The following is a 24,206-nucleotide window of genomic DNA, read 5'->3' on the forward strand; positions in this document are numbered from 1 at the left end:
TGGGGAGGGATGTCGGCGCGGATTCCCGATCCCGCTCATCCCGGCGCCCCCCCTGTCGTCATCCCGGCGAAGGCCGGGATCCGGCGGCGCGCGAGAGCGCGAACCTGTCGGGAACAGGGCTGACCGATACAGCGTGCGTGAACAGATCGCCTTCGGCGCCGCTGGGTCCCGGCCTTCGCCGGGATGACGACAGGGGGGCGTTGTGCGCTCAAGCCCCCTCCCAACGGGAACGGGATCAGGTCGACAGCATCCCTGTCCGTTCCACCACCACCGGGCCCGTCATCAGCACATGGTCCGTGGCCTCGTCCCAGACGATGAACAGGTCACCGCCGTCGACCTCCACCGTCGCCGACCGGCCGGTCAGGCCGCGGCGGGCTGCGGCGACGAGGGCGGCGCAGGCGCCGGTCCCGCACGCCTTCGTCAGGCCCGCGCCGCGTTCCCAGACGCGCAGGCGGATGTGATCGGGGGCCGTGACATGGGCGAAGCCGACGTTGACGCCTTCGGGGAAGCGCGGGTGATGTTCGATCAGCGACCCCGTGCCGCGCACGAAGCCGTCGTTCGGCGCATGGTCCATGAAGAAGACGACGTGCGGATTGCCCATCGAGACCGCGCCCGGGGTGTGCAGGACCGGGTCGTCGATGGGGCCGACCTGAAGCTCGATGCCGCGGGTGTCCATCTCCTCGTCGAGCGGGATCTGCGACCAGTCCAGCCGCGGGGCGCCCATATCAACCGTGATCCGGCCGTCCGCCGCGCGCCGCGCCGTGGCCGGCCCGCCGAGGGTGTCGATGGTCACCTGATCCTTGTCCGTCGACTGCAGCAGCATCCAGCCGACGCAGCGCAGGGCGTTGCCGCAGGTCTCGACCTGGCCGCCGTCGGCGTTCCAGACGCGCATGAAGGCGTCGCCGGTCGGGGACGGCTCTATGGCGATCAGCTGGTCGCAACCCTCGCCGGTCTCACGGTCGGCGATGGCGCGCGCCTGGTCGGCCGTCGGCGTGAACGGCGTCTCCAGCGCATTGACGACGACGAAGTCGTTGCCGGCGCCGTTCATCTTGACGAAGGGGCGGGTCATGATCCGCGAGATATAGAGACGGACTGGACCTTAGGCGAGGGAACGGCGTTAAGCTGGGCCATGAGTCGAGCCAGTCCCGCGCCGGAGTCCGTTCCACCCAAGGCCGAGGGTCTGCGCCTGCGGGCCCGGCTGCGCTATCTCTACCACGGCTCCTCGCCGCTGGCGGTGCGGTTCCGGCTGGCGGTCATCGCCATCGATTTCGCCATCATCGGCTTCTTTCTGGTCGCGCCGATCCTGCATGAGGCGGGGCTGGTCTTCTATGTGATCGACTATCTGATCGCGGCGGTGCTGGGCCTCGATCTCGCCGCCCGGGCCTATGCCCACACCAGCCTGAGGGACTGGCTGAAAAAGCCGGTGGTCTGGGTCGATCTGTTCGTCCTGGCGACCCTGTTGTTCCCCGCCTGGCTGTTCAATTTCGGCTTCCTGCGCCTGCTGCGGCTGTGGACCCTGCTGAACTCGGACTTCTTCTGGCGCACCGTCGGCCGAAAGTACGACGACACGCGGGTGGAGGAGATCACCCGGGCGCTGGCCTCGCTGGTGACCTTCATCTTCGTCGTGACCGGTTTCGTCTACGCCACATTTCGCGGCAGTCACGCGGGGATCAGCGGCTATCTGGACGCCCTGTATTTCACCGTCGCGACCCTGACGACGACCGGGTTCGGCGACATCACCCTGCCGGGCAACTGGGGGCGGGTGCTGTCGATCGTGGTCATGCTGACCGGCATCACCCTGTTCCTGCGTCTGGCCCAGACCATCTTCAAGCCGCACAAGATCAAATTCTCCTGCCCGACCTGCGGCCTGCAGAAACACGATCCGGACGCGGTGCATTGCAAGGCGTGCGGGGAGATTCTGTGCATTCCGGACGAGGGGGCGTGAAGGAGTGGCTAGTGGCTAGTGGCTAGTGGCTAGTGATTAAGTGGGGTACGGCGGCGGCGGCAGTGAACTCGTCCGTTGTTTCGCGTGTGACGGAACCTCCATCATTCTTCCACTAGCCACTAGCCACTAGCCACTAGCCACTCCTCCTCCCGAAGATGACAAAGCCGTAACGTCGGCCTGCTCACGCTTGTGGCCGATCGGTCGCCCGGTAAGGTGCCGCCCGACTTCAGTCGGGGACAACCGCATGATCCGCACCGCCGCGCTCGCCGCGCTTCTCGCTTCCACCGCCCTTTCGAGCGCCGCCATGGCCCAGATCCCCGTTCCCGCGCCGGCCCCGGCCGAGGCCTCCAGCGGCTTCGCGTCCTCGGACGCGACCGATCCATATCTGTGGCTGGAAGAGGTCGACGGCGAGCGGGCCATGGCCTGGGTCGAGGAACACAACGCGCGTTCGCTGGGCGTGCTGCGCGGCGACCCGCGCTTCGAGACCCTGCACCAGCAGGCGCTGGAGATCGTCCAGTCCCGCGACCGGATCCCCTCGCCCGGCTTCAACCGCGACGGCACGATCGATAATTTCTGGCAGGACGCCGAGCATGTGCGCGGCGTCTGGCGCACGACGTCGCTGGACAGCTATCGCACCGAGGCGCCGCAGTGGGAGACGATCCTCGACATCGACGCCCTGGCCGCGGCCGAGGGCAGGAATTGGGTCTACAAGGGCCACAGCTGCCTGCCGCCCGGGGAGGCGCGCTGCCTCGTCTCCCTGTCGGACGGCGGCAAGGACGCGGTGACCGTGCGCGAGTTCGACCGCGCGACCCGCACCTTCGTCAAGGACGGCTTCGTGCTCGAGGAGTCCAAGGGCGGGGCGTCGTGGGTGGACGGGAACACCCTGCTGATCGCGCGCGATTTCGGCCCGGGCACCCTGACCAGCTCCGGCTATCCGATGATCGTCAAGGTGCTGAGGCGCGGCCAGACCATCGACCAGGCCACCACGGTCTTCACCGGCCAGCCGACCGATGTCTCGGTGTCGGGCTATACGCTGCGCGACGCCGATGGGGTGGTGCAGGCGACCCTGATCAACCGCGGCGTCAGCTTCTACGAGGGCGAGACGCACCGGCTGAACGCCGACGGCACGACGACGAGGCTGGAGCTGCCGGCCAAGTCGAACATCAACGCCCTGGTGCGCGGCCAGCTGGTGGTGACGACCGATCAGGACTGGACCGCCCCGTCGGGGCAGGAATTCAAAACCGGCGACGTCATCGCCTGGGACCTGGACCGCTGGCTGGCCGATCCGGCGACCCCGGCCCGGCTGGTCATCCGCCCGACCGGGCGCGAGGCCATCGAGGGCATCACCAACACCCGCAACAAGCTGGTCGTGGCCCTGTACGAGAACGTGCGCGGCGGGGTCGATGTCTATGAGCCCGATCCGTCGGGCGAATGGACCCGCACGCGGCTGGACCTGCCGCAGAACGTGAGCGTCAACCTGGGCTCGGCCAGCGAGCGTGACGACGCGGTGTTCATCAGCGTGACCGGCTATCTGAACCCGTCCAGCCTGTATCTGGCCGACGCCGCGACGGGCGTGTCGGACCTGACCAAATCCCTGCCGGCCAAGTTCGACGCCACGGGCATGACGGTCGAGCAGTTCGAGGCCCGATCGTCCGACGGAACGATGATCCCCTATTTCGTCGTCCATCGCGGCGACATGGCCATGGACGGGTCGAACCCGACCCTGCTGTACGGCTATGGCGGCTTCCAGTCGTCACTGCTGCCCGGCTATTCGGCCACGGTGGGCAAGCTGTGGCTGGAGCGCGGCGGGGTCTATGTCGTCGCCAATACGCGCGGCGGCGGCGAGTTCGGACCGCGCTGGCACCAGGCGGCGCTGCAGGAGAACCGGCAGCGGGCGCACGAGGACTATCAGGCCGTGGCGCTGGATCTGATCGCGCGCAATGTCACCAGCCAACCCAGGCTGGGGATCATGGGCGGCTCGCAGGGCGGGCTGTTCATGGGGGCGATGCTGACGCAGCGGCCAGACCTGATCAATGCCGCCGTCATCCAGGTGCCCCTGTTCGACATGCTGCGCTTCCACAAGCTGCTGGCCGGGGCCTCGTGGATGGCCGAGTACGGCAATCCGGACGTTCCGGAGGAGCGGGCGTGGATCGAGGCCTATTCGCCCTATCAGCGGCTGGAGGCGGGCCGGCCCTATCCCGAGGTCTTCATCCACACCTCGACCAAGGACGACCGCGTTCACCCGGGCCACGCCCGCAAGGCGGCGGCGCGGCTGGAGGATCTGGGCTATCCGGTGCTGTTCTACGAGAACACCGACGGCGGCCACGCGGCGGGGGCCAATCTGCGCGAGACGGCGCGGCGGATCGCGCTGGAATACACCTATCTGACGCGGCGGCTGATGGATCAGCCGGCGGCGGAATAGGTTCAGATATCCGTTCATCCCGGCGAAAGCCGGGACCCAGTGCTTTCGTGAGGCATCGGCGGCTGGGATCGACAGGCAGTCACACCGGCGGCGCCGATCGCCCAAGGAACTGGGTCCCGGCTTTCGCCGGGATGAACGGAGTTTTGATATGAACCGACTGATGTTGTCCGCCGCGATCTCGGCCCTGATGCTGGGCGCGTTGCCGGCGCTGGCCCGGCAGGACGTCCCGCCGGGCGACGTCATCATGGACGCGCAAAGCAGAACCCCGCCGCCGCACATGCCCGCCGACCTGACCCCCGTCGGGGTACGCGCCGCCGACGATCATCTGGCGCTGGAGGAGGTCAACGGGACCGAGGCCATGGCCTTCGTGGCGGGGGAGAACGAACGGTCGTTGGCCGCCCTGACGGGTGATCCGCGCTACGAGACCTTCCGGCAGCAGGCGTTCGACATCCTGTCGGCCACCGACCGGATTCCGGGACCGAGCTTCCTCGGCGAGGGGATCGGAAACTTCTGGCAGGACGCGGCCAATCCCAAGGGGCTGTGGCGGCGCACGACGCTGGACAGCTACCGCTCGGCCGCGCCGCGCTGGGAGACGATGCTCGACATCGACGCCTTGGCGAAGGCCGAGGAAAAGGACTGGGTGTGGAAGGGGGCCGACTGTCTGGCGCCTGATGAGACGCGCTGCCTGGTCAGCCTGTCGGACGGCGGCAAGGACGCGGTGGTGGTGCGCGAGTTCGACACCTCGACCGGCCTGTGGGTCGAGGACGGCTTCATCCTGCCCGAGGGCAAGCACCGGCTGGAATGGCTGGACCGCGACACGCTGCTGGTCGCGACCGATTTCGGGCCGGATACCCTGACCGAGAGCGGCTATCCCTTCATCGTCAAGTCGCTGAAGCGGGGCCAGACGCTGGCGCAGGCGACCGAGATCTATCGCGGCGAGATCGGCGACGGGGGTTATGGCGTCAGCCCGTCGGTGTATCGGAATGGCGCGGGCGAGGTGCTGGGCGTATTGATCAGCCGGCCGCTCGACACCTTCCGCAGCGAGACATGGGAGATCATCGACGGGGCTCCGGTGAAGCTGAATCTGCCGGAACGCGTCACCATTCGCGGCATGATGGGGGGGCAGCTGGTCCTCACCCTTGACCAGCCCTGGAACCGGGAGGACCGGGTCGTTCCCGCGGGTTCGTTACTCGCGGTCGTCATGATGAAGCTTCGGCCATTGGGGCCCGATCAGGTGATCGTCTCCAACGCCGACGAGACGGTCTTCACTCCAACGGCCCGTCAGTCGGTCGAGGATGTCGCCGTCATGGACGACCGCATCGTCGCCACCATCTACGACAACGTCCGCGGCCGCACCGCCGTGTTCCAGAACCGGGGGGAATGGGGCTGGCCCGAGACCGCCCTGCCGGCGCCGGAAAACGCCGCCGTTCACCTGGGGTCTTCAAGCCGCGAATCCGGCCGCATCTTCTATTCCTATGAGGGCTTCCTGACGCCTTCGACCCTGGCTCTGGCCGACGCACGGGCGGGGACCGCCGGGACGGTGCGCCAGGCCCCCGCCCGCTTCGACGCCTCGACCCATGTGGTCGAGCAGTTCGAGGCGACGTCGTCGGACGGGACCAGGATTCCCTATTTCGTGGTCCGACCGAAAGACCTGGTCATGGATGGGCATGCGCCGACGATCATCTATGGCTATGGCGGGTTCCAGGTGTCCAAGCCGCCGGCTTACATTCCGGAGATGGGCAGGCTCTGGCTCGAGAACGGCGGCGTCTACGTCAACGCCAACATCCGCGGCGGCGGCGAGTTCGGACCAGCCTGGCACCAGTCGGTGCTCAAGGAGAACCGGCAGCTGGCCTTCGACGACTATGCGGCGGTCGCCCGCGACCTGCATCAGCGCGGCGTCACCAGCCCGCGCCGCACCGGCATCTACGGCCGGTCGAACGGCGGGGTGCTGACCTCCGTCGCCGTGACGCAGCACCCGGAGCTGCTCAACGCGGCGGTGATCGAAAGCCCGCTGATCGACATGCTGCGCTATCACGAACTGCCCGCCGGGGCCTCGTGGATCGGCGAATACGGCGACCCGCGCATCCCGGAAGAGGCGGCGTATATCGCCCGCTATTCGGCCTATCAGCAGCTTCGTCCGGATGCGGAGTATCCGCGCGTCTACATCACCACCAATACGCGGGACGACCGGGTGCATCCGGGCCACGCGCGCAAATTCGCGGCGCGACTGGGCGAGCAGGGGCACGACCATCTGTATTACGAAGAGACGTCAGGCGGGCATTCCAACGACGCCGACCCGGTCGCCAACGCGCGACGGTGGGCCCGGCACTACGTCTATCTGAGCCAGCAGCTGATGGATTGAGGGGTGGCTGCCCATTGAGTGAGAAGAGCGCGGGCCGCCAAACGATCCGTCATCCTCGGGCTTGTCCCGAGGACCCATGGTCAAGGGCCCTCGATCTCCGGATCAACAGTCGGCGCTGTGCAACACGTTCTCCACGCCGGTGCGGCGGAGAAATGGGTCCTCGGGACAAGCCCGAGGATGACGGGGGGCGGGGTTGCTGAGACCGACCCTCAGGCCGATTCCAGCGCCTTGGCCTTCTTCACCTTGGCCGGCTTTTCGGCCTTGGAGAGTTTGGCGGGCTTGTCCGCCTTCTTCGCCAGTTTTTCGGCCTTCTTCGCCTCGCGCGCGGCCTTCTTGGCGGCGCGGGCGTCGGCCTTGGCCTTGGCGGGCACGGCGTCGGCCTCGCCGGCCAGTTCGGCCAGCAGGTCGAGGAAGCCGTCGCGCTTGCCCTTGGGCAGAAGGGCCATGATCCGCTTGTCGGCCGCCTCGACTTTCGGACGGGCCGCGTCCAGCGCCGCCTGACCGGCGACGGACAGGCGCACGGCCTTGGCCCGGGCGTCGACGACGGACTTTTCGCGATCCAGCAGACCCTTGGCCGTCATGCGCGAGACCAGATCGGCCAGGGTCGAACGGTCGATGCCGGTGGCCCGAACCAGATCGGTCTGGGTCAGGCCGGATTTGTGGCTGACCGCTTCGAGCACGGCGAACTGACGCTGGGTCAGACCGTCCGCCCCCGTCTCTTCGGAATAGATGTCGAGGGCCAGCTGCAGCACGCGATGCATCAGATGGCTGGGCGACGCGCCCAGTCCGCCGCCGCGTTTCGCCTTGTTTCCGGACTTGACCATGAACCGTATCCCCTCGATCGCAGCGACAGTGCTAGCAGGCGTGTTTTACGGTTTGACGACGGACGATAAGCGTCCGGCCCCGCAACCGGTCTAGAGGCCGGGGTCCGGCGAGATCGGGCCGGGCTCCTCGTCCTTGATCAGATGTTTCAGGATGTAGGGAATCTGCAGCAGGCCGAAAACGGCGGCGGCGACCCAGATGAAGCCGCGGAAGGCGACCCATGTGTCATCCGTCTGTGTGCGCCAGACGATCTCGTTGGCGGTGGCGATGGTCGCGAAATACAGGCCATAGCGCAGCGTCAGCCCGCGCCAGGCGTGGTCCGTCACCTTGATCGAGTCGCCCAGCAGATATTTGAACGGGTATTTGCCCAGCGGCAGGGAGCCCAGAAGCACGACGGCCAGCAGGCCGTTCTGTATGCTGAGCTTGATCTTCAGCAGCGACGGATCATGGAAGAACAGGGTCAGGCCGCCGAAGATCAGGGCGAAACCGCCGGCCAGCAGGGGCAGGGGCGCCAGCCGCCGCTCGACGGCGTAGCCGACGATCAGGGCGAGGGCCGAGGCGCCGACCAGAACCCAGGTGGCCTGGACCATGGCCTCGCGGCCGTCGAGACCGCGGGCGCGCAGGAAGACATAGGCGCCGGCGAAGGCGACCAGGGCGCCGAAATCGACGGCCTGCCGGATCCACTGGCGGTTCTTCGACGGTTCGGAGGGGGGCGTATCGGTCATGTCAGTCCTCAAGCCCCACCAGTGATCGTGAAAAGGCTCGCGCGTCGAAGGGTTGCAGGTCGTCGACGCCTTCGCCGACGCCGATCAGCTTGATCGGGGCGTCCGAGGCCTGGGCCACGGGCACCAGGACCCCGCCGCGCGCCGTGCCGTCCAGCTTGGTCATGACCAGTCCGGAGACATAGGCGGTGCGGCCGAAGATCTGTTCCTGGGCCAGGGCGTTGCGGCCGACGGTGGCGTCGAGGACGAGCAGGGTCTCATGCGGGGCCTCCGGATCGATCTTCTTCAGCACGCGCACGATCTTGAGCAGTTCGTCCATCAGGGCGGACTTGTTCTGCAGCCGGCCGGCGGTGTCGATCAGGACGACGTCATACCCTTCCGCCTTCGCCCGGGTGTAGGCATCGAAGGCGAGGCCGGCGGGGTCGGCGCCGTCGCGGCGGCTTTCGAAGGTCGCCCCGGCGCGCTCGGACCAGACCTTCAGCTGCTCGCGGGCGGCGGCGCGGAAGGTGTCGCAGGCCACGATCATGACCCTGGCGCCCTGTCCGGTCAGGTCGGAGGCGATCTTGCCCAGGGTGGTGGTCTTGCCCGAGCCGTTGACGCCGACGAACAGGGTGACGAAGGGGCGAGGGCCGTTCAACGGCTCGTAGCGGGCCTCGTGGTTGACCAGTTCGGCGGCGACGGCCTCGGCCAGGGCCTCCTTGACCTCGCGCTCGTTGGCGCCGGTCCCGAAGCGCAGCTCGCGGAAGCGGGCGACGATGCGGTCGGTCGCGGCGGGGCCGAGATCGCTTTCCAGCAGATGCTCTTCCAGCTGGTCCAGCGCGGCGTCGCTGAGGGGCTCCTTGACGAAGGCGGCGACGACCTGCTCGGTCATCTGTTTCGAGGAGCGGGAGAGGCCCTCGCTCAGCCGCGAGAGCCAGCCCTTTTTCGGCGTGTCGTTCATGCCTTGGCTTTAGCGGGGCAATCCGGGCGCGTCACGCGAACCTGCAAAATACTCCGTGCATCCCCGCGAAGGCGGGGACCCGGACCTTTGGATGATCAAACGGTTGGAGTTGCCGCCAATGGCGATCCCACCCACTTTGCCTTACGAAAGCACTGGGTCCCCGCCTTCGCGGGGATGCACGGAAGGTTTGATGCCCAAGTCCCACCCGTTCCACTCGCCCCGCACTCACGGCTTCGTCCGCGTGGCCGCCGCGACGCCGGTCGTGCACATCGCCGATCCCGCCGCCAATGCGGAAGAACACGCCGTCCTGATCCGTCAGGCCGGCGAGCAGGGCGTGGACCTGCTGGTCTTCCCCGAACTGAGCCTGAGCGGCTACGCCATCGACGATCTGCTGATGCAGGACGCCCTGCTGGCCGAGGTCGAGCGGCGGATCGCGGAACTGGCCGGGGTCGCGGACGAGGCGGGGGTCGTGGCCGTGATCGGCGCGCCCATCCGCAATGGCGACGCCCTGTACAACTGCGCAGTGGTGCTGGGCGCGGGCGCGGTGCTGGGCGTCGTGCCCAAGACCTATCTGCCGAATTATCGCGAATACTATGAGAAGCGCTGGTTCGCGCCGGCCGCCAGCCGGTCCGAGGACTCCGTGGTCCTGAACGGCGAGGTGGTCGATTTCGCGCCGGGCCTGATCTTCGAGGCCGTCAATCGTCCGGGCTTCGTCTTCGCCGCCGAGATCTGCGAGGACTTCTGGGCCCCGCTGCCGCCGTCGACGCGGGCGGCCCTGGCCGGGGCGCGCATCCTGCTGAACCTGTCGGCGTCCAATATCGTGATCGGCAAGGCGGACGAGCGGGCGGTGCTGTGCGCCAGCCAGTCGACGCGGACGCAAGGCGCCTATGTCTTCGCCGCCTCGGGCTGGGGCGAGAGCACCACCGATCTGGCGTGGGACGGTCAGGCGACGATCCACGAACTGGGCGCGAAACTGGCGGAGGGCGAGCGGTTCGCGCTGGAGAGCCATCTGACCGTCGCCGACATCGACGTCGAGCGGATCGGCCTGGACCGGTTGCGCAACGGCACCTTCTCCGACTGCGCGCGGATCGAGGGGGAGGCCGCGACCGTCGTGCCGTTCGAGGCGCGCGAGGACGGGATGGGCGAGGTTGGGGCCGGCGACCTGATCCGTCCGCTGGACCGCTTCCCCTTCGTGCCCGACGACCCGGCGCGGCTGGACCAGGACTGCTACGAGGCCTTCAACATCCAGGTCCAGGGCCTGATGCGCCGGATGAAGGCGACCAATGGCGAGCGCGTCGTGATCGGCGTGTCAGGCGGGCTGGATTCGACCCAGGCCCTGCTGGTGGCGTGCCGGGCGTTCGACCGGCTGAAGCTGCCGCGCTCGAACATTCTCGGCTTCACCCTGCCCGGGTTCGCGACCTCGGAAGGGACGAAGTCCAACGCCTGGACGCTGATGAAGGCGCTGGGGATCACCGGGTCCGAGATCGACATCCGTCCGGCGGCGACCCGGATGCTGAACGACATCGGCCATCCGTTCGCCATGGGCGACCCGGTGCATGACATCACCTTCGAGAATGTGCAGGCCGGTCTGAGGACGGACTATCTGTTCCGTCTGGCCAACCGGCACCAGGCCTTCGTGCTGGGCACCGGCGATCTGTCGGAGCTGGCGCTGGGCTGGGCTACCTACGGCGTCGGCGACCACATGAGCCACTACAACGTCAACGGCGGGGTGGCGAAGACCCTGATCCGGCACCTGATCCGCTGGGTGGCGGCGAAGGAACTGATCGGCGCGGACGCCAGCCCGACGCTGCGCGCCATCCTCGACACGGAAATCTCGCCCGAACTGGTGCCTGCGGCCGCGGACGGAAAGATCCAGTCCACGGAAGAGACCGTCGGCCCCTATGCGCTGAACGACTTCTTCCTGTTCTACATCACCCGCTTCGGGCTGAAGCCGTCGAAGGTGGCCTGGCTGGCGCATCAGGCGTGGAAGGATGCGGCGACCGGCCACTGGCCGGCGGACACGCCGGAGGCCGAGCGGGTCGCCTATGACCTGCCGGTGATCAAGGCGTGGCTGCGGAAATTCCTGTTCCGCTTCTTCCAGACCAGCCAGTTCAAGCGCTCGGCCCTGCCGAACGGGCCCAAGGTGGTCACGGGCGGCTCGCTGTCGCCGCGCGGCGACTGGCGCGCGCCGTCGGACGCCACGGCCCGGGTCTGGCTGGACGAGCTGGAGGCGAATGTTCCGGATTGAGGGGAGTGGCTAGTGGCTAGTGGCTAGTGACTAGTGATTTAAGGCGGCTCGCTGTGGGCGGCCGTTGCTCACTGGCGGCGAACCGTCAGTCACTAGCCACTAGCCACTCGCCACTACGGCAGCTCGTTCAGGAACGGGAAGATCGCGGCCTTGACCTCGGGCTCGTCCAGCATGGGGGCGTGGCCGATGCCGGGGGCCTCGACATAGTCCATCTTCGGGGCGCGCTTGCGCATCTTCGCCGCGATCGCGGGGCTCAGCAGGTCCGAGTTCTGGCCTCGCACCAGCAGGACGGGTCGGCCCTTCGTCAGCCGGCTGAACATCGGCCACAGGTTGGGGACCAGCGCCTTGGCGCCCGCGGCGCGGATGGGCACGGCGATGTCGGGATCGTAGTCCAGCACCGGGGCGCCCTCGGTCCCGATCCTGAAGGTGCGGCGGGCGAAGGCGTCCCAGTCAGCGTCCGTATAGTGGGGGAAGGCGATGGCATTGTGCGTCTTCACATAGGCCGCGGCCTCGGCCCATCCGGGGGTGTCGACGGGCTGGCCGGAATAGGCGGCGATGCGCATCAGCCCCTCCTTCGCCACCTCGGGGCCGATGTCGTTCAGGATGGCTCCGGCGATGACCTTCGAGCGGATGGCGGCCAGGGCCATGGTGATCAGGCCGCCCATCGAGGTGCCGAGAAAGACGGCGCGCTCGATGCCCGACTGGTTGAGCAGCGCCAGCACGTCCCGGGCGTAGGTCGCCGGCTGATAGGTCATGGGGTCGGGGGCGCGGTCGGACCGTCCCCGGCCCCGGATGTCGACGGCCAGGACCCGGCGCCCGCTCTGGGCGATCAGGGGGGCGATGGCGTCGAAATCGGCCGAGTTGCGGGTCAGGCCGTGGATGGCGATGACCGGCAGCTTCGCCGGGCCCGGTCCGGCCGCATAGTCGCGGGCGTAGAGGCTGAGGCCGTCGGCGCTGGTCCAGCGGCGGTCGGCGAAGGTCTGGGTCATGCAAGGCTCCGGGGGATCGAACCCCAGCCTATTTCATCAGGAAGGGAAATCCCACAGCCAAGGCTGCGCCCTAGTGTCCGAGCAGCTCCCGAAGGAACGCATCGAGATCGCCGCCCTCGAACAGGAAGCCGGGCACGCCCGCCCGCCGGGCAGCCTCCATGTCGGAGGGCTGGTCGCCAATCATGAAGCTCTTCGCCGGATCGATATTGTGGTCGGCGATGGCGCGCAGGATCATGCCGGGGTTGGGCTTCCGTTCCGGATGGTCGGGATGGATGAAGGCCTCGACCCGGCCCTCGGCATGGAAGGGGCAGGCGTAGACGGCGCCGATGATCGCGCCCCTGGCCGCCAGCCGGCGCACGATCAGGGCGTTGAACGCCTTCATCTGGTCTTCGGTGAACAGGCCGCGCGCCACGCCCGACTGGTTGGTGACGATGACGCACAGATAGCCCAGCTGGTTCAGCCGCCGCACGGCCTCGGCCGCGCCGGGCGTCAGGCGCAGATGCTCTTCCAGATGGGGGTAGCCGGTGTCCTCGATCAGCACGCCGTCGCGATCGAGGAACACGGCGGGAACGCCGGTCGTCATGGCGTTGCGCATACGGCGCCGTACGCTATCGTTGCAACCCGTCACGTGAAGTGACGGGCGGCGGTTTGGCGTGGCTGCGTCCGATTTGGTAGGAGGCGCCACACCGCGTCTCCCTCCGGGGCTGACGCCGCTTGCGCCGCGCGCGACCGGAGACTGTTCCGACATGACCATTCCCTTCATCGACCTGCAGGCCCAGCGCCTTCGCCTGAACGGCAAGATCGAGGCCGCCGTGCAGGAGGCCGTGGTCGGCGGCGCCTGGGTCATGGGCCCGCAGGTGCGGCAGTTCGAGGCCGATCTGGCGGCGTTCGGTCAGGCGAAACACGCGCTGGGCTGCGCCAATGGCACGGACGCCCTGGCCCTGCCGCTTATGGCCTGGGGGATCGGCCGGGGGGACGCTGTCTTCGTGCCCAGCTTCACCTTCGCGGCCACCGCCGAGATCGTGCCGTGGTTCGACGCCGAGCCGGTCTTCGTCGACGTCGACGCCACGACCTACAACATGGACCCCGGCCATCTCGAGGCGGCCATCGAGGCGACGATCAAGGAAGGCCGGCTGAAGCCGCGCGTGGTCATCGCCGTCGACCTGTTCGGCCAGCCCGCCGACTATCCGGCCATCAAGGCGATCTGCGACCGGCACGGGCTGAAACTGATCTCGGATTCGGCCCAGGGCTTCGGCTGCACCATCGATGGCGAACACCCCCTGAAATGGGCCGACATCACCACCACCAGCTTCTTCCCGGCCAAGCCGCTGGGCTGCTACGGCGACGGCGGGGCGGTGCTGACCAATGACGACGACCTGGCCCAGCTGATCGATTCCCTCCGCGTGCACGGCAAGGCTGTGGCGCGCGATCTGGAGGGCAAGACCTTCGATCACGACCCCAAATATCTGAACATGCGCATCGGCCTGAACAGCCGTCTGGACACCATTCAGGCCGCCGTCCTGATCGAGAAGCTGAAGGTGTTCGGTCAGGAGATCGAATGGCGCAACCGCATCGCCGCCCGCTACAACGCAGGCCTGCGCGCCCATGTCGCCGCCGTGCCGGACGTCCCGGCGGGGAATGTCTCCAACTGGGCGCAATACACCATCGAGCACGGGGACCGGGACGGTCTGGCGGCGCATCTCAAGGAACAGGGGGTGCCGACGGCGGTCTACTATCCGATCCCGCTGCATCTGCAGCCCGCCTATGACATGTACCCGCGCGGACCGCAGGGCCTGCCGGTGACCGAACGGCTGATGCAGCGGGTCATCAGCCTGCCGATGCACGCCGACCTCGACGAGGCGACGCAGGACAGGATCATCGCGGCGGTCGCCAGCTTCCGCTAAGGTTCGCGCATGACCCAACATCTTCCCCCGCTCAAGGTCGGCGTCGCCGGCGTCGGCGTCATGGGGCGCAACCACGCCCGCGTGCTGTCGGACATCCGCGACTTCGACCTGACCGCCGTTTTCGATCCCGACGCCGCCACGGCCGACGGGATCGCCGCCCTGTATGACGCCGCGGCCTTCACCACGGCGGAGGCGTTCGTCGCCGCCGGTCTGGACGCCGCCGTGGTCGCCACGCCGAACCGGCACCACGCCGACCTGGGCGTCGCCCTGCTGGAGGCCGGGGTCCATGTGCTGGTCGAAAAGCCGATCGCCGCCACCGTGGCCGACGCCCGGCGCATGATCGATGCGGCGAAGGCGAATGACCGGGTGCTGATGGTCGGCCAGGTCGAGCGCTTCAATCCGGCGGTCGAGGCGGTCAAGCGCGCCATCGACGGCGACGACGTCATCTCGATCCAGATCACCCGCGTCGGCCCCTTCCCGCCGCGAATGGGCGAGGTGGGGGTGGTCATCGATCTGGCGGTGCATGACATCGACATCATCCGTCACCTGACGGATTCCGAGATCGTCGAGGTCCAGCCCCAGCTGGCCCGCACCCGCGCCGAGCGCGAGGATACGGCCCTGCTGCAGTTCCGGCTGGAGAACGGCACCATCGCCCACATCACCACCAACTGGGTCACGCCCTACAAGGTCCGCACCCTGCAGGTCGCGACGATGAACAAATTCGTCGTCGCCGATCTGATCACCCGTCAGGTCACGGAGTATTTCGGCCAGCAGCCAGACGGCTCCTACCAGACCCGCGCGGTCAACAGTTGGCCCGCCGAGCCGCTGAAGAAGGAGCTGGAGGCCTTCGCCCACGCGATCCGCACCGGCGAACCGCCGGCGGTGACGGGCGAGGACGGGTTGCGGAACCTGGAAGTGGCGTTGAGGTGTCTGGGGGAGGGGTGAACCCTCGACCCGGCCGATGCGTTACCGGTCCATGACCGAGGTTCCCATCACGCCCGCCGCCGGCGACGAGGCGGAGTCCGACACCCCGCGGAGCGGCGAGGCCATCTGCCCGGGCTGTAACGGCACCGGCCTCATCGGCGACCAGCCCTGTCCGACCTGCGAGGGTTCCGGACGGGTCGTCGGGGGGAGCGGCACGCCGGGCGAGCCCTAGCCGACCATCTGCATCCCCAGCCATTCCGCGATCAGGGCCGGTTTGTCCGCTCCCTCGATCTCGACCGTGACCTCGTGCTTGAGCAGCCAGCGGCCGCCGCCCTTGTCCTCGGCGGACAGCAGTTTGAACCGTCCGCGGACGTTGGATCCCGTCGGCACCGGGGCGAGGAAGCGCAGTTTGTCGAAGCCGTAGTTGACCCCCATCACCACCCCTTCCAGCGGCGGGACGGCGTCATAGGTCATGGCCGACAGCAGGCTGAGGGTCAGGAAGCCGTGGGCGATGGTTCCGCCGAAGGGGGTTTTCGCCGCCGCCACGGGATCGACGTGGATGAACTGCCGGTCCTCGGTGATCTCGGCGAAGGCGTTGATGCGGGCCTGGTCCACGCGGATCCAGCGGCTGACGCCGATTTCCTGGCCGATCAGGCCGGGCAGGGCGGCGACGGGGGTCGGCTGACCCTTGCGTTCGGTGCGGCTCATGGGCGTCAGGCTCCTCAGGCGATCGGGATGAAACGGTCTTCGATGATGGCGGCGAACAGGGCGGGGTCGACATTGCCGCCCGACAGGATGACGGCGGTGGTCCGGTCCCGGGCCTCGACCTTGCCGGCCAGAACGGCCGCCAGCGACACCGCGCCGCCCGGTTCGACCACCAGTTTCAACGTGTGGAAGGCATAGCGGACGGCCTCGGCCACCTCGGCGTCGGAGACGGTCTCGACCCGGTCGACGCGGCGATTGACGGGGAAGGTCAGCTCGCCCGGTCGGTCGGTCATCAGGGCGTCGCAGATGGTGCCCTTCGCCGGGGCGTGGGTCAGCCGTTCGCCCGCCGCGATCGACAGCTGCATGTCGTTGTAGTCGCGCGGCTCGACCGCGATCACCGGCGTGTCGGGCGACAGGGCCGCCATGGCCAGATTGATGCCGGCGATCATGCCGCCGCCCGAGGCGCCGCAGACCAGCTGGTCCAGCGGAGAGTCCGCCTGTTCCATGATCTCCAGCCCGATCGTGCCCTGGCCCTCGATGACGAAGGGGTCGTCGAACGGGCGGACCAGGATGGAGCCGCGCGTGCGGGCGATCTCCTCGCCGATGGCCTCGCGGCTCTCGGTGTAGCGGTCGTACATCCGAACCTCGCCGCCGAAGCCGATGACGCCGTCGACCTTCACCCGGGGGCTGTCGGCGGGCATGATGATGATGGCATGGGTCCCCATCATCCGCCCGGCGCAGGCGACGGCCTGGGCGTGGTTGCCCGACGAATACGCCACGACGCCGCGCTTCAGCTCGTCGGGAGTCAGGCGGCTGATGCGGTTCCAGGCGCCGCGGAATTTGAAGGCCCCGGCGCGCTGAAGGGTCTCGGCCTTCAGCAGGACGCGGCCGCCGACGCGCTCGTTCAGCGCGGGGCTTTCGATCAGGGGGGTGCGGACGGCGTGGCCGAGCAACTGGCGGGCGGCGTCCTCGACGCCGGCGAAGGAGGCGGTGTGCATTCGCCCACTTAACCGCATCGCTTTCGTCCGCGTAAGCCTCCTCTTTCTCCGATCATCCCGGCGAAAGCCGGGACCCAGTCCTGTCCAGCTTGACGCAGGCGTTTGGGGATTGGCGCGCGTGGGCCGTCGGCTCGGCCGCATCGCCCAAAGCACCGGGTCCCGGCTTTCGCCGGGATGAGCGGGTTTTTGTACGAGTGACGGCGGGCTAACGTCCGACGATGAAGAGTCTCATCCTCGCCATCGACCAGGGCACGACGTCCACTCGCGCCATCGCCTTCGAATGCGCGCCCGAGGGCGGGCTGCGGCCCGTCGCGGTCAGCCAGATCGAGCTGGAGCAGCATTTTCCGCAGTCCGGTTGGGTCGAGCATGACGCCGCCGGGATCTGGACCGCGACGCTGCAGACCTGCCGCGAGGTGATCCGCAAGGCGGGCGGGGTCGGGCGGTTCGCAGCGATCGGCATCACCAACCAGCGCGAGACCTCGGTGTTGTGGGACGCGGCGACGGGCGAGCCGCTGCACCGCGCCATCGTCTGGCAGGACCGGCGCACGGCGGCGGCCACGGGCAAGCTGGCCGCCGCGGGGCATGAACCCATGGTGCAGGCGGCGACGGGTCTGATCCTCGATCCCTATTTCTCGGCCTCGAAATTCGCCTGGCTGCTGGACGCGGTTCCGGGCGCGCGGGACCGGGCGGCGAGGGGCGAGGTCAAGGTCGGGACCATCGAGACCTGGCTGATCTGGAAGCTCACCGGCGGGACCAGCCACGTCACCGACGCCACCAACGCCAGCCGCACCTCGCTGATGGATCTGGCGACGCGTGAGTGGCGCGCCGATCTGGCCGAGCTGTTCGATGTGCCCATGGCGGTGCTGCCGGAGATCCGGGGGTGCGCCGATCATCTGGGCGACTGCGAGCCGTCGCTGTTCGGCGCGGCCCTGCCCATCCACGGGTCGGCCGGGGACCAGCAGGCGGCGCTGGTCGGCCACGGCGCGCTCAAGGCCGGGGACGCCAAGATCACCTACGGCACCGGGGCGTTTCTGGTCGCCAATGTCGGCGCCGCGCCCGTGGCTTCGACCAGCCGGTTGCTGGGCACGTTGGGCTACGCCGTCGACGACGACGTCGCGTATGCGCTGGAGGGATCGATCTTCTCGGCCGGGTCGGCGATCCAGTGGCTGCGCGACGGGCTGAAGGTCATCAGCGACTCGCGCCAGTCCGAGGCGCTGGCGCAGACGCTGAAGGACAACGGCGGCGTCTATCTGGTCTCCGGCTTCACCGGACTGGGCGCGCCGTGGTGGGAGCCGGAGGCGCGGGGGACGATCACCGGCCTGACGCGCGACAGCGGGCCGGCGCACATGGTGCGGGCGGCGCTGGAGAGCCTGGCCTATCAGACGCGCGACCTGCTGGACGCCCTGGCGAAGGACGGGGCGCCGGGGCTGAAGGTGCTGAAGGTCGACGGCGGGGTCACCGCCAACGCCTTCGCCATGCAGTTCGTGGCCGACATCTGCGAGGTGGTGGTCGAGCGGCCGGCGTTTCAGGAGATGACAGCGCTGGGGGCGGCCAAGCTGGCGGCGCTGGGCGTCGGTCTGATCGGCGATCTGGAGGATCATCCGGTCGAGGCGCCGGCCCGCTGGACGCCCCGCATGGAGGCCGGCGAGCGGGAACGGCTGCTGAGGGGCTGGCGCGGGGCGGTGCGGGCCGCCATCATCGCCGCGAATCCGGACCAGACATGACCACACCTGACACCGCCGCCCCCACCCTTTCCGAAGACGCCCAGGCGACCTTCTCCGGCACGCGCGAGGTCGATCCCCGCCACGCGCTCGACGCGGCGGCGCTGGAGCGCTGGTTGTCGGCGAATGTCGAGGACTACGCCGGGCCGCTGACGATGCGCCAGTTCAAGGGCGGGCAGTCGAACCCCACCTATGAACTGGCCACGCCGGGGCGAACCTATGTGCTGCGCCGCAAGCCGCCGGGCACGCTGCTGGCCAGCGCCCATGCGGTGGACCGCGAATTCACCGTCATCTCGGCCCTGCACGCGCAGGGATATCCGGTCGCGCGGCCCTATGCTCTGTGTACGGACGATGCCGTCATCGGCTCGATGTTCTATGTCATGGACAAGGTCGAGGGGCGGGTGCTGTGGGACCTCAAACTGCCCGGCATGGAGCCGGCGCAGCGGCGGGCGATCTATGACGTCCAGGTGGATACGCTGGCGGCCCTGCACGCCTACGACCCCGCCGCCATCGGCCTGGGCGACTACGGCCGGCCCGGCAACTATTTCGAGCGGCAGGTCGGGCGCTGGACCAAACAGTACCGGGCGTCCGAGATCGAGCCGATCCCGGCCATGGACCGGCTGATCGAATTCCTGCCCGCCACCCTGCCGCCGGAAGGGCCGACGCGGATCGTCCACGGCGACTTCCGTCTCGACAACCTGATCCTCGCGCCGGATGCGGCCGAGGTGCGGGCGGTGCTGGACTGGGAGCTGTCGACGCTCGGCGATCCGATGGCGGACTTTTCCTATCTGCTGATCGCCTGGGTGATTCCGGCCAGCGCGCGCAACGGCCTGGCCGGCGCGGATATCGAGGCGCTGGGAATCCCGTCCGTCGAGCAGACGGTCGAGCGCTACGCCCGGCTGACGGGGGCGGCGCCGGGCAATCTGGACTGGCTGTTCGCCTATAATCTGTTCCGGCTGGCGGCCATCTGTCAGGGCATCGCCGGGCGGGTGCGCGACGGCACCGCCGCCAGCGTCCACGCCCGCACCATGGCCGAACAGGTTCCGATGCTGGCCGCGGGAGCCTTGAGCTTCGCGAAAAAGGCGGGGGCCTGAGTCTCTAGCCCGGCGGCAGGACGGCGGCGTTGAGGATGCGCCGGTCGCCCTTGCCCTGAACGAGGATGGCGACCGCCTGACCGGGATCGCGCGCGGCGGGCAGGGCGTAGAGACGCGGCTGGCCGGTCCAGTCGCCCAGGGTCCGGACCGAGCGGACGACATTGGTGTGGCGAACGCTGCGGCCGCGGTTGTCGCCGCGGGCGATCTCCACCGTCTGCGGACCGGGCATGTACATCACCGCCACCACCTCGGCCCCGCCGGCGGGGGCCGAACCGGAGCCGACGCCGACCTCGTCGCCGGTGTCCCGGAACTCGATCTCGGGCGGGAAGATGCGGCGCGCGGCCTCCTCGTCGATGGCGGATTGCAGGGCCGCGCCGCCGGCCCCCACCACCTGACGGCGGCCGTCGATCACGACCTGGGGGGTCGAGACGTCGCGCAGGCGCAGCGGCCGGCGGTAGGCGCGCTGGCGCTGGGCGAACTCGGGCCGGGCGAAGGTGTCCTGCCAGCCCAGATAGTCCCAGTAGTCGACGGCCCAGGTCAGGGCGATGACGCCGGGCTCGTCGGCCACGGCTTCGATCCGGGCGTTGGCCTCGGGGCAGCCGGCGCAGCCCTGGGCGGTGAACAGCTCGACGACGACCGGCTCGGGCGGGGGCGCGTCGCGGCTGGCCACGCGGGTGGGCGACGGCTGGGCTCCCGCCCCCGCCGCCAGCAATGCGGCCGCGAGGGCCGCCGCAGGGATGATCCAGCCCCTCGTGCGCATGGCGGCGAGGTTAATCACGGCGGGCGAAAACACGCCGCTCATTTTCGCGTGAAGGCCGAACGGATCGTGGACAGTCCTGGACGCGCCTAGACGCGGATGTCCAGCAGGGCGCCCGGACGGATCGGGCGATCCTCGAAGGCCGCGGCGGTCGGTTGCGGCGCGGCGGCGCGCAGGTCGGGCTCGGCCGGCGGGCCCTGAACGGCGTCCAGGGCGGCCTTGAAGAAGTCCGAGCGCGAGGCGCGCACGGGCGTCTGGCCGGCGGGGTGCGTCGGGAACAGGGTCGAGGGCAGGTTGGGACGAATCGCGCTCATGCCGACAGGGTTAATCAAAACCGTCGGAAATGGGTTAACGGCCCCCGCCACGGGATGTCGCCGTCGGCAGCGGGCGAGGCGGGGCCTGGATGGCGTCGACCATCCGCTCGATCTCGGCGTCGTCGACAAGGGGGCCGGATGATTTGGCGACGACCTGGCCCATGGCGTTGACGGCGAAGGTTTCTGGCGCGCCGGTAATGCCCAGATCCAGTCCGGCGCGGCCCTCGCGGTCGACCAGCACCATCGAATAGGGATCGCCCAGTTCGTCGAGGAAGGCGCGGGTGTCGGCGGGGTCGTCCTTCCAGGCCACGCCGACGACGGCGACGCCGCGCGCCTTCAGCGTCATCAGCTTCGGATGCTCGGCGCGGCAGGGCAGGCACCAGCTGGCGAAGACATTGACCAGCATCGGCTTGCCGACTCCGGCCGTCCTGATGTCGACATGACCTGGCCCGGGGGTGGCGCCGGTCAGGATCGGCAGGACGGTCTCGGGGATCGACTGGCCGACCAGGGCGTCGGGCTTGATCGCCGGATCACGCTTCAGCGACCAGCCGATGAACAGGACCGCGAGGGCGGCCAGAACCACCAGCGGAATGACGGAAAGCCAGCGGCTCATTTTGTTTGCGCTATCGGGCTTTGCCCTGCTTGAGCGCGCGCGGGGGCGCCCGTCTCACTGTCGAGGCGCTTCAGTTCCGCGTTCCAGCGCCGCGACGCGGTCAGGGCGCGGGCGGCGAGGGCGGCCAGCACGGCGGCGCTGAGACCCCAGGCGGGCCAGACGAAGGCAGCGTAGGCGCCCATGTCGAGGTCGATCATTTCAGGCCTCCCGTTCTAGGCTTCATGGGCGCGCCGGGCGCGCAGGGTGAGGACCCGGCGGCGGACGATCTCGGTGCGGATCGAGGTGATCCAGACGGCGAGAAAGAAGACGCCGAAGGCCGCCATCATGGTCAGCAGCGGAGCGAGGAAGACCGCGGGCATGGCCGGACCGTCGGCCCTCAGCAGCGAGGCGGGCTGGTGCAGGGTGTTCCACCAGTCGACCGAGAATTTCACGATCGGCAGATTGACCAGTCCGACCAGGCCCAGCACGGCGGCGGCGCGGGCGGCTTTCGCCTCGTCGTCGATCGAGGCCCGCAGGGCCATATAGCCGAGGTAGAACAGGAACAGGATCAGCACCGACATCAGCCGTGCGTCGCCCCACGCCCACCAGGCGCCCCACATCGGCCTGCCCCACAGGCTGCCGGTGATCAGGGCCAGCAGGGTGTAGGCTGCGCCGGGCAGCGCCGCCGCGCGCGCGGCGGCGTCGGCCAGCGGATGGCGGAACACCAGGGCGAAGAAGCTGGAGACGCCCAGGGCCGCATAGATCATCAGCCCGACCGAGGCGGCCGGCACGTGCACGAACATGATCCGCGCCGTGTCGCCCTGCTGGTAGTCCTCGGGCGCGGCGAACGCGAACCAGGTCCCGGCGGCCAGCAGGGTGGCGGCCAGCGCCCACAGCACCGGCGTCAGCGGGCGGGTGAAGCGCAGGAAGCGGTCGGGGTTGGCGAGGAACATCGCGGGGTTCTTTAGTGGGCTATCGCGCTTCGCGCTACATGAGCCGCTTAGTGGGCTATCGCGCTTCGCGCTACCTGAGCGCATGTCGCGGCCTGTCGCGCCGCGCGCGACTTGAGGCCAGGCTGTGCTAGAGCGTCGCGACTCAAGTCTGAAAGGCACGCCATGACTGATGATGTGACAAAGGATTCCAACGGCAACGTCCTCGCCGATGGCGATAGCGTGACCCTGATCAAGGATCTGAAGGTCAAGGGCTCGGGCGGGGTGACGCTGAAACGCGGGACCCTGGTCAAGAATATCCGGCTGACCGGCGACACCGACGAGATCGAGGCCAATGTCGACAAGGTGCGCGGTCTCGTGCTGCGGACCGAGTTCGTCAAGAAGGCCTGATCCGGGGCGCTACCGCCCGCCGCGCGGCGGTTCGCTGCCTGAGCGCGGTCCGCGTCAGCCCTGCGCATTCCGGATCGCCGCCGCCGCCGCGAAGGGCGTGACCACCCCGGCGAACAGCACATAGGCGGCGAGGAAGGCGAGGGCCGGTGTGGGGTCGAGGCCGTTCGCCGCCCGCTCCAGCGCGCCCGCGCCGAACACCACCGGCGGAATGAACAGCGGCAGGACGACGACAGCGATCAGCAGGCCGCCGCGTTTGGCGCCGAGGGCGAGGGCCGCGCCGAGCGCTCCCGTCAGGGCGAAGCCGAGGGCGCCGATCAGGGCCGACAGGCCGACCAGCGGCGCGAGCGCCGGCGGCAGGCCGAGGGTCACGGCGGCGAGCGGGGCGGTGAGCGCCAGCGGGGCGCCGACGGCCAGCCACTGGGCCTTGGCCTTGGCCAGCACGACCAGCTCCAGCGGAACCGGACCGAGGGTGATCAGGTCCAGGGCGCCATCCTCGTGGTCCCGCTCGAACAACCGTTCCAGCGACAGGATCGATGACAGGGCCAGGGCCAGCCAGGCGATTCCGCCCGCGACGGGCTTCAGCCCCGCCGGATCCCCGCCCGCCGCCAGCGGGACCAGCACCGTCAGACAGAGGAAGAAGCCGCAGGCCAGCAGGGGGCCGCCGCCGCCGGCCCAGGCCAGGGCGAGTTCGCGCCGCCACAGGATGATCAGCGCACTCATCGTCCTGCTCCGATGTCGAGGGCGCGCGCCGGCAGGGGCAGGGGATCGTGTACGGCGGCGATGATGCCGCCGCCCTTGTCGAGGTGCGCCTGCATCAACAGGCCGAGGGCGGCGCGCCAGCGGGCGTCCAGCGGGGCGAAGGGCTCGTCCAGCAGCCAGATCGGGCGCGGCGCGGCGACCAGCCGGGCGAAGGCGAGACGCCGACGCTGACCGGCCGACAGCTTGCGCACCTCGAGGCCCAGCAGCGGCTCCAGCGCCAGCACGTCGACGGCGGCGGCGACGCCGTCGGCGGAGGCGCCCAGCCACTGCGCCTGAAAGTTCAACTCGTCCCGCGCCGTGCGCGCGCCCTTCAGCCCGTCCAGATGGCCCAGCCAGTGGATGTGGCGCGCCCGGGCCCCGGCGGGTTCGATGTCGGCGAAGGCGACGGTTCCGGCATCGGGGCGGATGAAGCCGGCCAGGGTGCGAAGCAGGCTGGTCTTGCCCGCGCCGTTGGCCCCGGTCAGGGCCAGGGCCTCGCCCGAGGCGAGCGAGAACGACAGGTCGCGGAACAGTACCCGTTCGCCGCGGGAGACGGTGAGGGCGGCGGCGGTCAGCATGACATCTCCCTCCCCCCCCGGGGGAGGGTCGTTGGCGCGCAGCGACAACGGGGTGGGAGGGGCTCGGCGAGACAGACGCCGGCGCTCGCCT

Annotated in this window: 25 protein-coding genes; 10 read left to right on the forward strand and 15 right to left on the reverse strand. The window is 69.1% G+C overall.

What is annotated here, in order from left to right; genetic code table 11:
- Positions 1–235: 235 nt before the first annotated feature.
- Complete coding sequence (gene dapF, locus PSV23_RS02105; protein WP_300465858.1) at positions 236–1,069, reverse strand: diaminopimelate epimerase; 834 nt, start codon at positions 1,067–1,069, stop codon at positions 236–238.
- Between the two features lie 60 nt (positions 1,070–1,129).
- Here dapF and PSV23_RS02110 point away from each other — a divergent pair, with 60 nt between their 5' ends.
- The 3 genes from PSV23_RS02110 (at position 1,130) to PSV23_RS02120 (ending at position 6,729) form a co-directional block, all read left to right on the forward strand.
- The gene (locus PSV23_RS02110; RefSeq protein WP_300465859.1) at positions 1,130–1,945 is read left to right on the forward strand and encodes an ion channel; all 816 of its coding nucleotides are present in this window, start codon (positions 1,130–1,132) and stop codon (positions 1,943–1,945) included.
- 244 nt (positions 1,946–2,189) lie between these two features.
- Positions 2,190–4,367: a prolyl oligopeptidase family protein gene (locus PSV23_RS02115; RefSeq protein ID WP_300465860.1), complete on the forward strand. Its 2,178-nt coding sequence runs from the start codon at positions 2,190–2,192 to the stop codon at positions 4,365–4,367.
- 148 nt (positions 4,368–4,515) lie between these two features.
- Entirely contained in the window at positions 4,516–6,729 is a 2,214-nt protein-coding gene (locus PSV23_RS02120) for a prolyl oligopeptidase family protein (RefSeq protein WP_300465861.1), read from the forward strand.
- Between the two features lie 209 nt (positions 6,730–6,938).
- On the opposite strand, the gene PSV23_RS02125 is transcribed toward PSV23_RS02120, so the two are convergent.
- The 3 genes from PSV23_RS02125 to ftsY form a co-directional block, all read right to left on the reverse strand.
- Positions 6,939–7,553: a MarR family winged helix-turn-helix transcriptional regulator gene (locus PSV23_RS02125; RefSeq protein ID WP_300465862.1), complete on the reverse strand. Its 615-nt coding sequence runs from the start codon at positions 7,551–7,553 to the stop codon at positions 6,939–6,941.
- A gap of 90 nt (positions 7,554–7,643) precedes the next feature.
- Positions 7,644–8,276, reverse strand: coding sequence for an inner membrane-spanning protein YciB (locus tag PSV23_RS02130; RefSeq protein ID WP_300465864.1), 633 nt, complete (start codon positions 8,274–8,276; stop codon positions 7,644–7,646).
- 1 nt (position 8,277) lies between these two features.
- On the reverse strand, positions 8,278–9,213 hold the full coding sequence (gene ftsY / locus PSV23_RS02135) for a signal recognition particle-docking protein FtsY (RefSeq protein ID WP_300465865.1): 936 nt from the start codon (positions 9,211–9,213) through the stop codon (positions 8,278–8,280).
- A 190-nt stretch (positions 9,214–9,403) separates the two neighbouring features.
- On the opposite strand from ftsY, the gene PSV23_RS02140 reads away from it, so the two are divergent.
- Entirely contained in the window at positions 9,404–11,461 is a 2,058-nt protein-coding gene (locus PSV23_RS02140; RefSeq protein ID WP_300465866.1) for an NAD(+) synthase, read from the forward strand.
- Between the two features lie 113 nt (positions 11,462–11,574).
- Here PSV23_RS02140 and PSV23_RS02145 read toward each other — a convergent pair whose 3' ends face one another.
- Both PSV23_RS02145 and PSV23_RS02150 read right to left on the reverse strand, forming a co-directional pair.
- Positions 11,575–12,450 (reverse strand): alpha/beta hydrolase, encoded by an 876-nt coding sequence (locus PSV23_RS02145; RefSeq protein WP_300465867.1) that lies wholly within the window; start codon positions 12,448–12,450, stop codon positions 11,575–11,577.
- Between the two features lie 70 nt (positions 12,451–12,520).
- A complete protein-coding gene (locus PSV23_RS02150) occupies positions 12,521–13,297 on the reverse strand; it encodes an HAD family hydrolase (protein ID WP_366524195.1) in 777 nt (258 codons plus the stop codon).
- Between PSV23_RS02150 and PSV23_RS02155 the strand changes: the two genes are divergently transcribed.
- The 3 genes from PSV23_RS02155 to PSV23_RS02165 are packed head-to-tail and all read left to right on the forward strand — an operon-like array spanning position 13,197 to position 15,510.
- Complete coding sequence (locus PSV23_RS02155) at positions 13,197–14,354, forward strand: DegT/DnrJ/EryC1/StrS aminotransferase family protein (RefSeq protein ID WP_300465869.1); 1,158 nt, start codon at positions 13,197–13,199, stop codon at positions 14,352–14,354. The genes PSV23_RS02150 and PSV23_RS02155 overlap by 101 nt on opposite strands.
- 9 nt (positions 14,355–14,363) lie before the next feature.
- On the forward strand, positions 14,364–15,299 hold the full coding sequence (locus PSV23_RS02160; RefSeq protein ID WP_300465870.1) for a Gfo/Idh/MocA family oxidoreductase: 936 nt from the start codon (positions 14,364–14,366) through the stop codon (positions 15,297–15,299).
- A 31-nt stretch (positions 15,300–15,330) separates the two neighbouring features.
- Positions 15,331–15,510, forward strand: coding sequence for a hypothetical protein (locus PSV23_RS02165; protein ID WP_300465871.1), 180 nt, complete (start codon positions 15,331–15,333; stop codon positions 15,508–15,510).
- Here PSV23_RS02165 and PSV23_RS02170 read toward each other — a convergent pair.
- Positions 15,507–15,986, reverse strand: a complete 480-nt coding sequence (locus PSV23_RS02170; protein WP_300465873.1) for a MaoC family dehydratase — start codon at positions 15,984–15,986, stop codon at positions 15,507–15,509. The two genes, PSV23_RS02165 and PSV23_RS02170, sit on opposite strands and share 4 nt — an antisense overlap.
- Before the next feature lie 14 nt (positions 15,987–16,000).
- A complete protein-coding gene (locus tag PSV23_RS02175; protein ID WP_300465874.1) occupies positions 16,001–16,981 on the reverse strand; it encodes a threonine/serine dehydratase in 981 nt (326 codons plus the stop codon).
- A gap of 218 nt (positions 16,982–17,199) precedes the next feature.
- On the opposite strand from PSV23_RS02175, the gene glpK reads away from it, so the two are divergent.
- The gene (glpK, locus tag PSV23_RS02180) at positions 17,200–18,705 is read left to right on the forward strand and encodes a glycerol kinase GlpK (protein WP_300465875.1); all 1,506 of its coding nucleotides are present in this window, start codon (positions 17,200–17,202) and stop codon (positions 18,703–18,705) included.
- Positions 18,702–19,796 (forward strand): phosphotransferase family protein, encoded by a 1,095-nt coding sequence (locus PSV23_RS02185; protein WP_300465876.1) that lies wholly within the window; start codon positions 18,702–18,704, stop codon positions 19,794–19,796. Before glpK ends, PSV23_RS02185 begins: the two co-directional genes overlap by 4 nt.
- A gap of 4 nt (positions 19,797–19,800) precedes the next feature.
- Here the strand turns inward: PSV23_RS02185 and PSV23_RS02190 are convergent, their stop codons facing one another.
- From PSV23_RS02190 to ccmC, 5 genes are read right to left on the reverse strand one after another with little or no spacing between them, the layout of a single operon-like run.
- Positions 19,801–20,589 (reverse strand): DUF1223 domain-containing protein, encoded by a 789-nt coding sequence (locus PSV23_RS02190; protein WP_300465877.1) that lies wholly within the window; start codon positions 20,587–20,589, stop codon positions 19,801–19,803.
- Between the two features lie 53 nt (positions 20,590–20,642).
- A complete protein-coding gene (locus PSV23_RS02195; protein WP_300465878.1) occupies positions 20,643–20,867 on the reverse strand; it encodes a hypothetical protein in 225 nt (74 codons plus the stop codon).
- Between the two features lie 34 nt (positions 20,868–20,901).
- Positions 20,902–21,480: a DsbE family thiol:disulfide interchange protein gene (locus PSV23_RS02200; protein WP_300465879.1), complete on the reverse strand. Its 579-nt coding sequence runs from the start codon at positions 21,478–21,480 to the stop codon at positions 20,902–20,904.
- Positions 21,477–21,677, reverse strand: a complete 201-nt coding sequence (ccmD, locus tag PSV23_RS02205) for a heme exporter protein CcmD (protein ID WP_300465880.1) — start codon at positions 21,675–21,677, stop codon at positions 21,477–21,479. Before ccmD ends, PSV23_RS02200 begins: the two co-directional genes overlap by 4 nt.
- A gap of 15 nt (positions 21,678–21,692) precedes the next feature.
- Positions 21,693–22,412, reverse strand: a complete 720-nt coding sequence (gene ccmC / locus PSV23_RS02210) for a heme ABC transporter permease CcmC (protein WP_300465881.1) — start codon at positions 22,410–22,412, stop codon at positions 21,693–21,695.
- Positions 22,413–22,574: 162 nt separating this feature from the next.
- On the opposite strand from ccmC, the gene PSV23_RS02215 reads away from it, so the two are divergent.
- Positions 22,575–22,799 (forward strand): alkylphosphonate utilization protein, encoded by a 225-nt coding sequence (locus tag PSV23_RS02215; protein ID WP_055831639.1) that lies wholly within the window; start codon positions 22,575–22,577, stop codon positions 22,797–22,799.
- A 54-nt stretch (positions 22,800–22,853) separates the two neighbouring features.
- Here PSV23_RS02215 and ccmB read toward each other — a convergent pair whose 3' ends face one another.
- Entirely contained in the window at positions 22,854–23,519 is a 666-nt protein-coding gene (gene ccmB, locus PSV23_RS02220) for a heme exporter protein CcmB (RefSeq protein ID WP_300465882.1), read from the reverse strand.
- Positions 23,516–24,115 carry a heme ABC exporter ATP-binding protein CcmA gene (gene ccmA / locus PSV23_RS02225; protein ID WP_300465883.1) on the reverse strand — a complete coding sequence of 200 codons (600 nt, stop codon included), beginning with the start codon at positions 24,113–24,115 and terminating at the stop codon, positions 23,516–23,518. Before ccmA ends, ccmB begins: the two co-directional genes overlap by 4 nt.
- Positions 24,116–24,206: the final 91 nt, after the last annotated feature.

This window comes from Brevundimonas sp., assembly GCF_029946145.1.
Taxonomy (GTDB): domain Bacteria; phylum Pseudomonadota; class Alphaproteobacteria; order Caulobacterales; family Caulobacteraceae; genus Brevundimonas.

Bases quoted from the DNA above. Each gene is read 5' to 3' on its own strand.
- dapF (WP_300465858.1), bottom strand. From the start codon at position 1,069: ATGACCCGCCCCTTCGTCAAGATGAACGGCGCCGGCAACGACTTCGTC.
- PSV23_RS02110 (WP_300465859.1), top strand. From the start codon at position 1,130: ATGAGTCGAGCCAGTCCCGCGCCGGAGTCCGTTCCACCCAAGGCCGAG.
- PSV23_RS02115 (WP_300465860.1), top strand. From the start codon at position 2,190: ATGATCCGCACCGCCGCGCTCGCCGCGCTTCTCGCTTCCACCGCCCTT.
- PSV23_RS02120 (WP_300465861.1), top strand. From the start codon at position 4,516: ATGAACCGACTGATGTTGTCCGCCGCGATCTCGGCCCTGATGCTGGGC.
- PSV23_RS02125 (WP_300465862.1), bottom strand. From the start codon at position 7,553: ATGGTCAAGTCCGGAAACAAGGCGAAACGCGGCGGCGGACTGGGCGCG.
- PSV23_RS02130 (WP_300465864.1), bottom strand. From the start codon at position 8,276: ATGACCGATACGCCCCCCTCCGAACCGTCGAAGAACCGCCAGTGGATC.
- ftsY (WP_300465865.1), bottom strand. From the start codon at position 9,213: ATGAACGACACGCCGAAAAAGGGCTGGCTCTCGCGGCTGAGCGAGGGC.
- PSV23_RS02140 (WP_300465866.1), top strand. From the start codon at position 9,404: ATGCCCAAGTCCCACCCGTTCCACTCGCCCCGCACTCACGGCTTCGTC.
- PSV23_RS02145 (WP_300465867.1), bottom strand. From the start codon at position 12,450: ATGACCCAGACCTTCGCCGACCGCCGCTGGACCAGCGCCGACGGCCTC.
- PSV23_RS02155 (WP_300465869.1), top strand. From the start codon at position 13,197: ATGACCATTCCCTTCATCGACCTGCAGGCCCAGCGCCTTCGCCTGAAC.
- PSV23_RS02150 (WP_366524195.1), bottom strand. From the start codon at position 13,297: ATGACCCAGGCGCCGCCGACCACGGCCTCCTGCACGGCGGCCTCGATC.
- PSV23_RS02160 (WP_300465870.1), top strand. From the start codon at position 14,364: ATGACCCAACATCTTCCCCCGCTCAAGGTCGGCGTCGCCGGCGTCGGC.
- PSV23_RS02165 (WP_300465871.1), top strand. From the start codon at position 15,331: ATGACCGAGGTTCCCATCACGCCCGCCGCCGGCGACGAGGCGGAGTCC.
- PSV23_RS02170 (WP_300465873.1), bottom strand. From the start codon at position 15,986: ATGAGCCGCACCGAACGCAAGGGTCAGCCGACCCCCGTCGCCGCCCTG.
- PSV23_RS02175 (WP_300465874.1), bottom strand. From the start codon at position 16,981: ATGCACACCGCCTCCTTCGCCGGCGTCGAGGACGCCGCCCGCCAGTTG.
- glpK (WP_300465875.1), top strand. From the start codon at position 17,200: ATGAAGAGTCTCATCCTCGCCATCGACCAGGGCACGACGTCCACTCGC.
- PSV23_RS02185 (WP_300465876.1), top strand. From the start codon at position 18,702: ATGACCACACCTGACACCGCCGCCCCCACCCTTTCCGAAGACGCCCAG.
- PSV23_RS02195 (WP_300465878.1), bottom strand. From the start codon at position 20,867: ATGAGCGCGATTCGTCCCAACCTGCCCTCGACCCTGTTCCCGACGCAC.
- PSV23_RS02200 (WP_300465879.1), bottom strand. From the start codon at position 21,480: ATGAGCCGCTGGCTTTCCGTCATTCCGCTGGTGGTTCTGGCCGCCCTC.
- ccmD (WP_300465880.1), bottom strand. From the start codon at position 21,677: ATGATCGACCTCGACATGGGCGCCTACGCTGCCTTCGTCTGGCCCGCC.
- ccmC (WP_300465881.1), bottom strand. From the start codon at position 22,412: ATGTTCCTCGCCAACCCCGACCGCTTCCTGCGCTTCACCCGCCCGCTG.
- PSV23_RS02215 (WP_055831639.1), top strand. From the start codon at position 22,575: ATGACTGATGATGTGACAAAGGATTCCAACGGCAACGTCCTCGCCGAT.
- ccmB (WP_300465882.1), bottom strand. From the start codon at position 23,519: ATGAGTGCGCTGATCATCCTGTGGCGGCGCGAACTCGCCCTGGCCTGG.
- ccmA (WP_300465883.1), bottom strand. From the start codon at position 24,115: ATGCTGACCGCCGCCGCCCTCACCGTCTCCCGCGGCGAACGGGTACTG.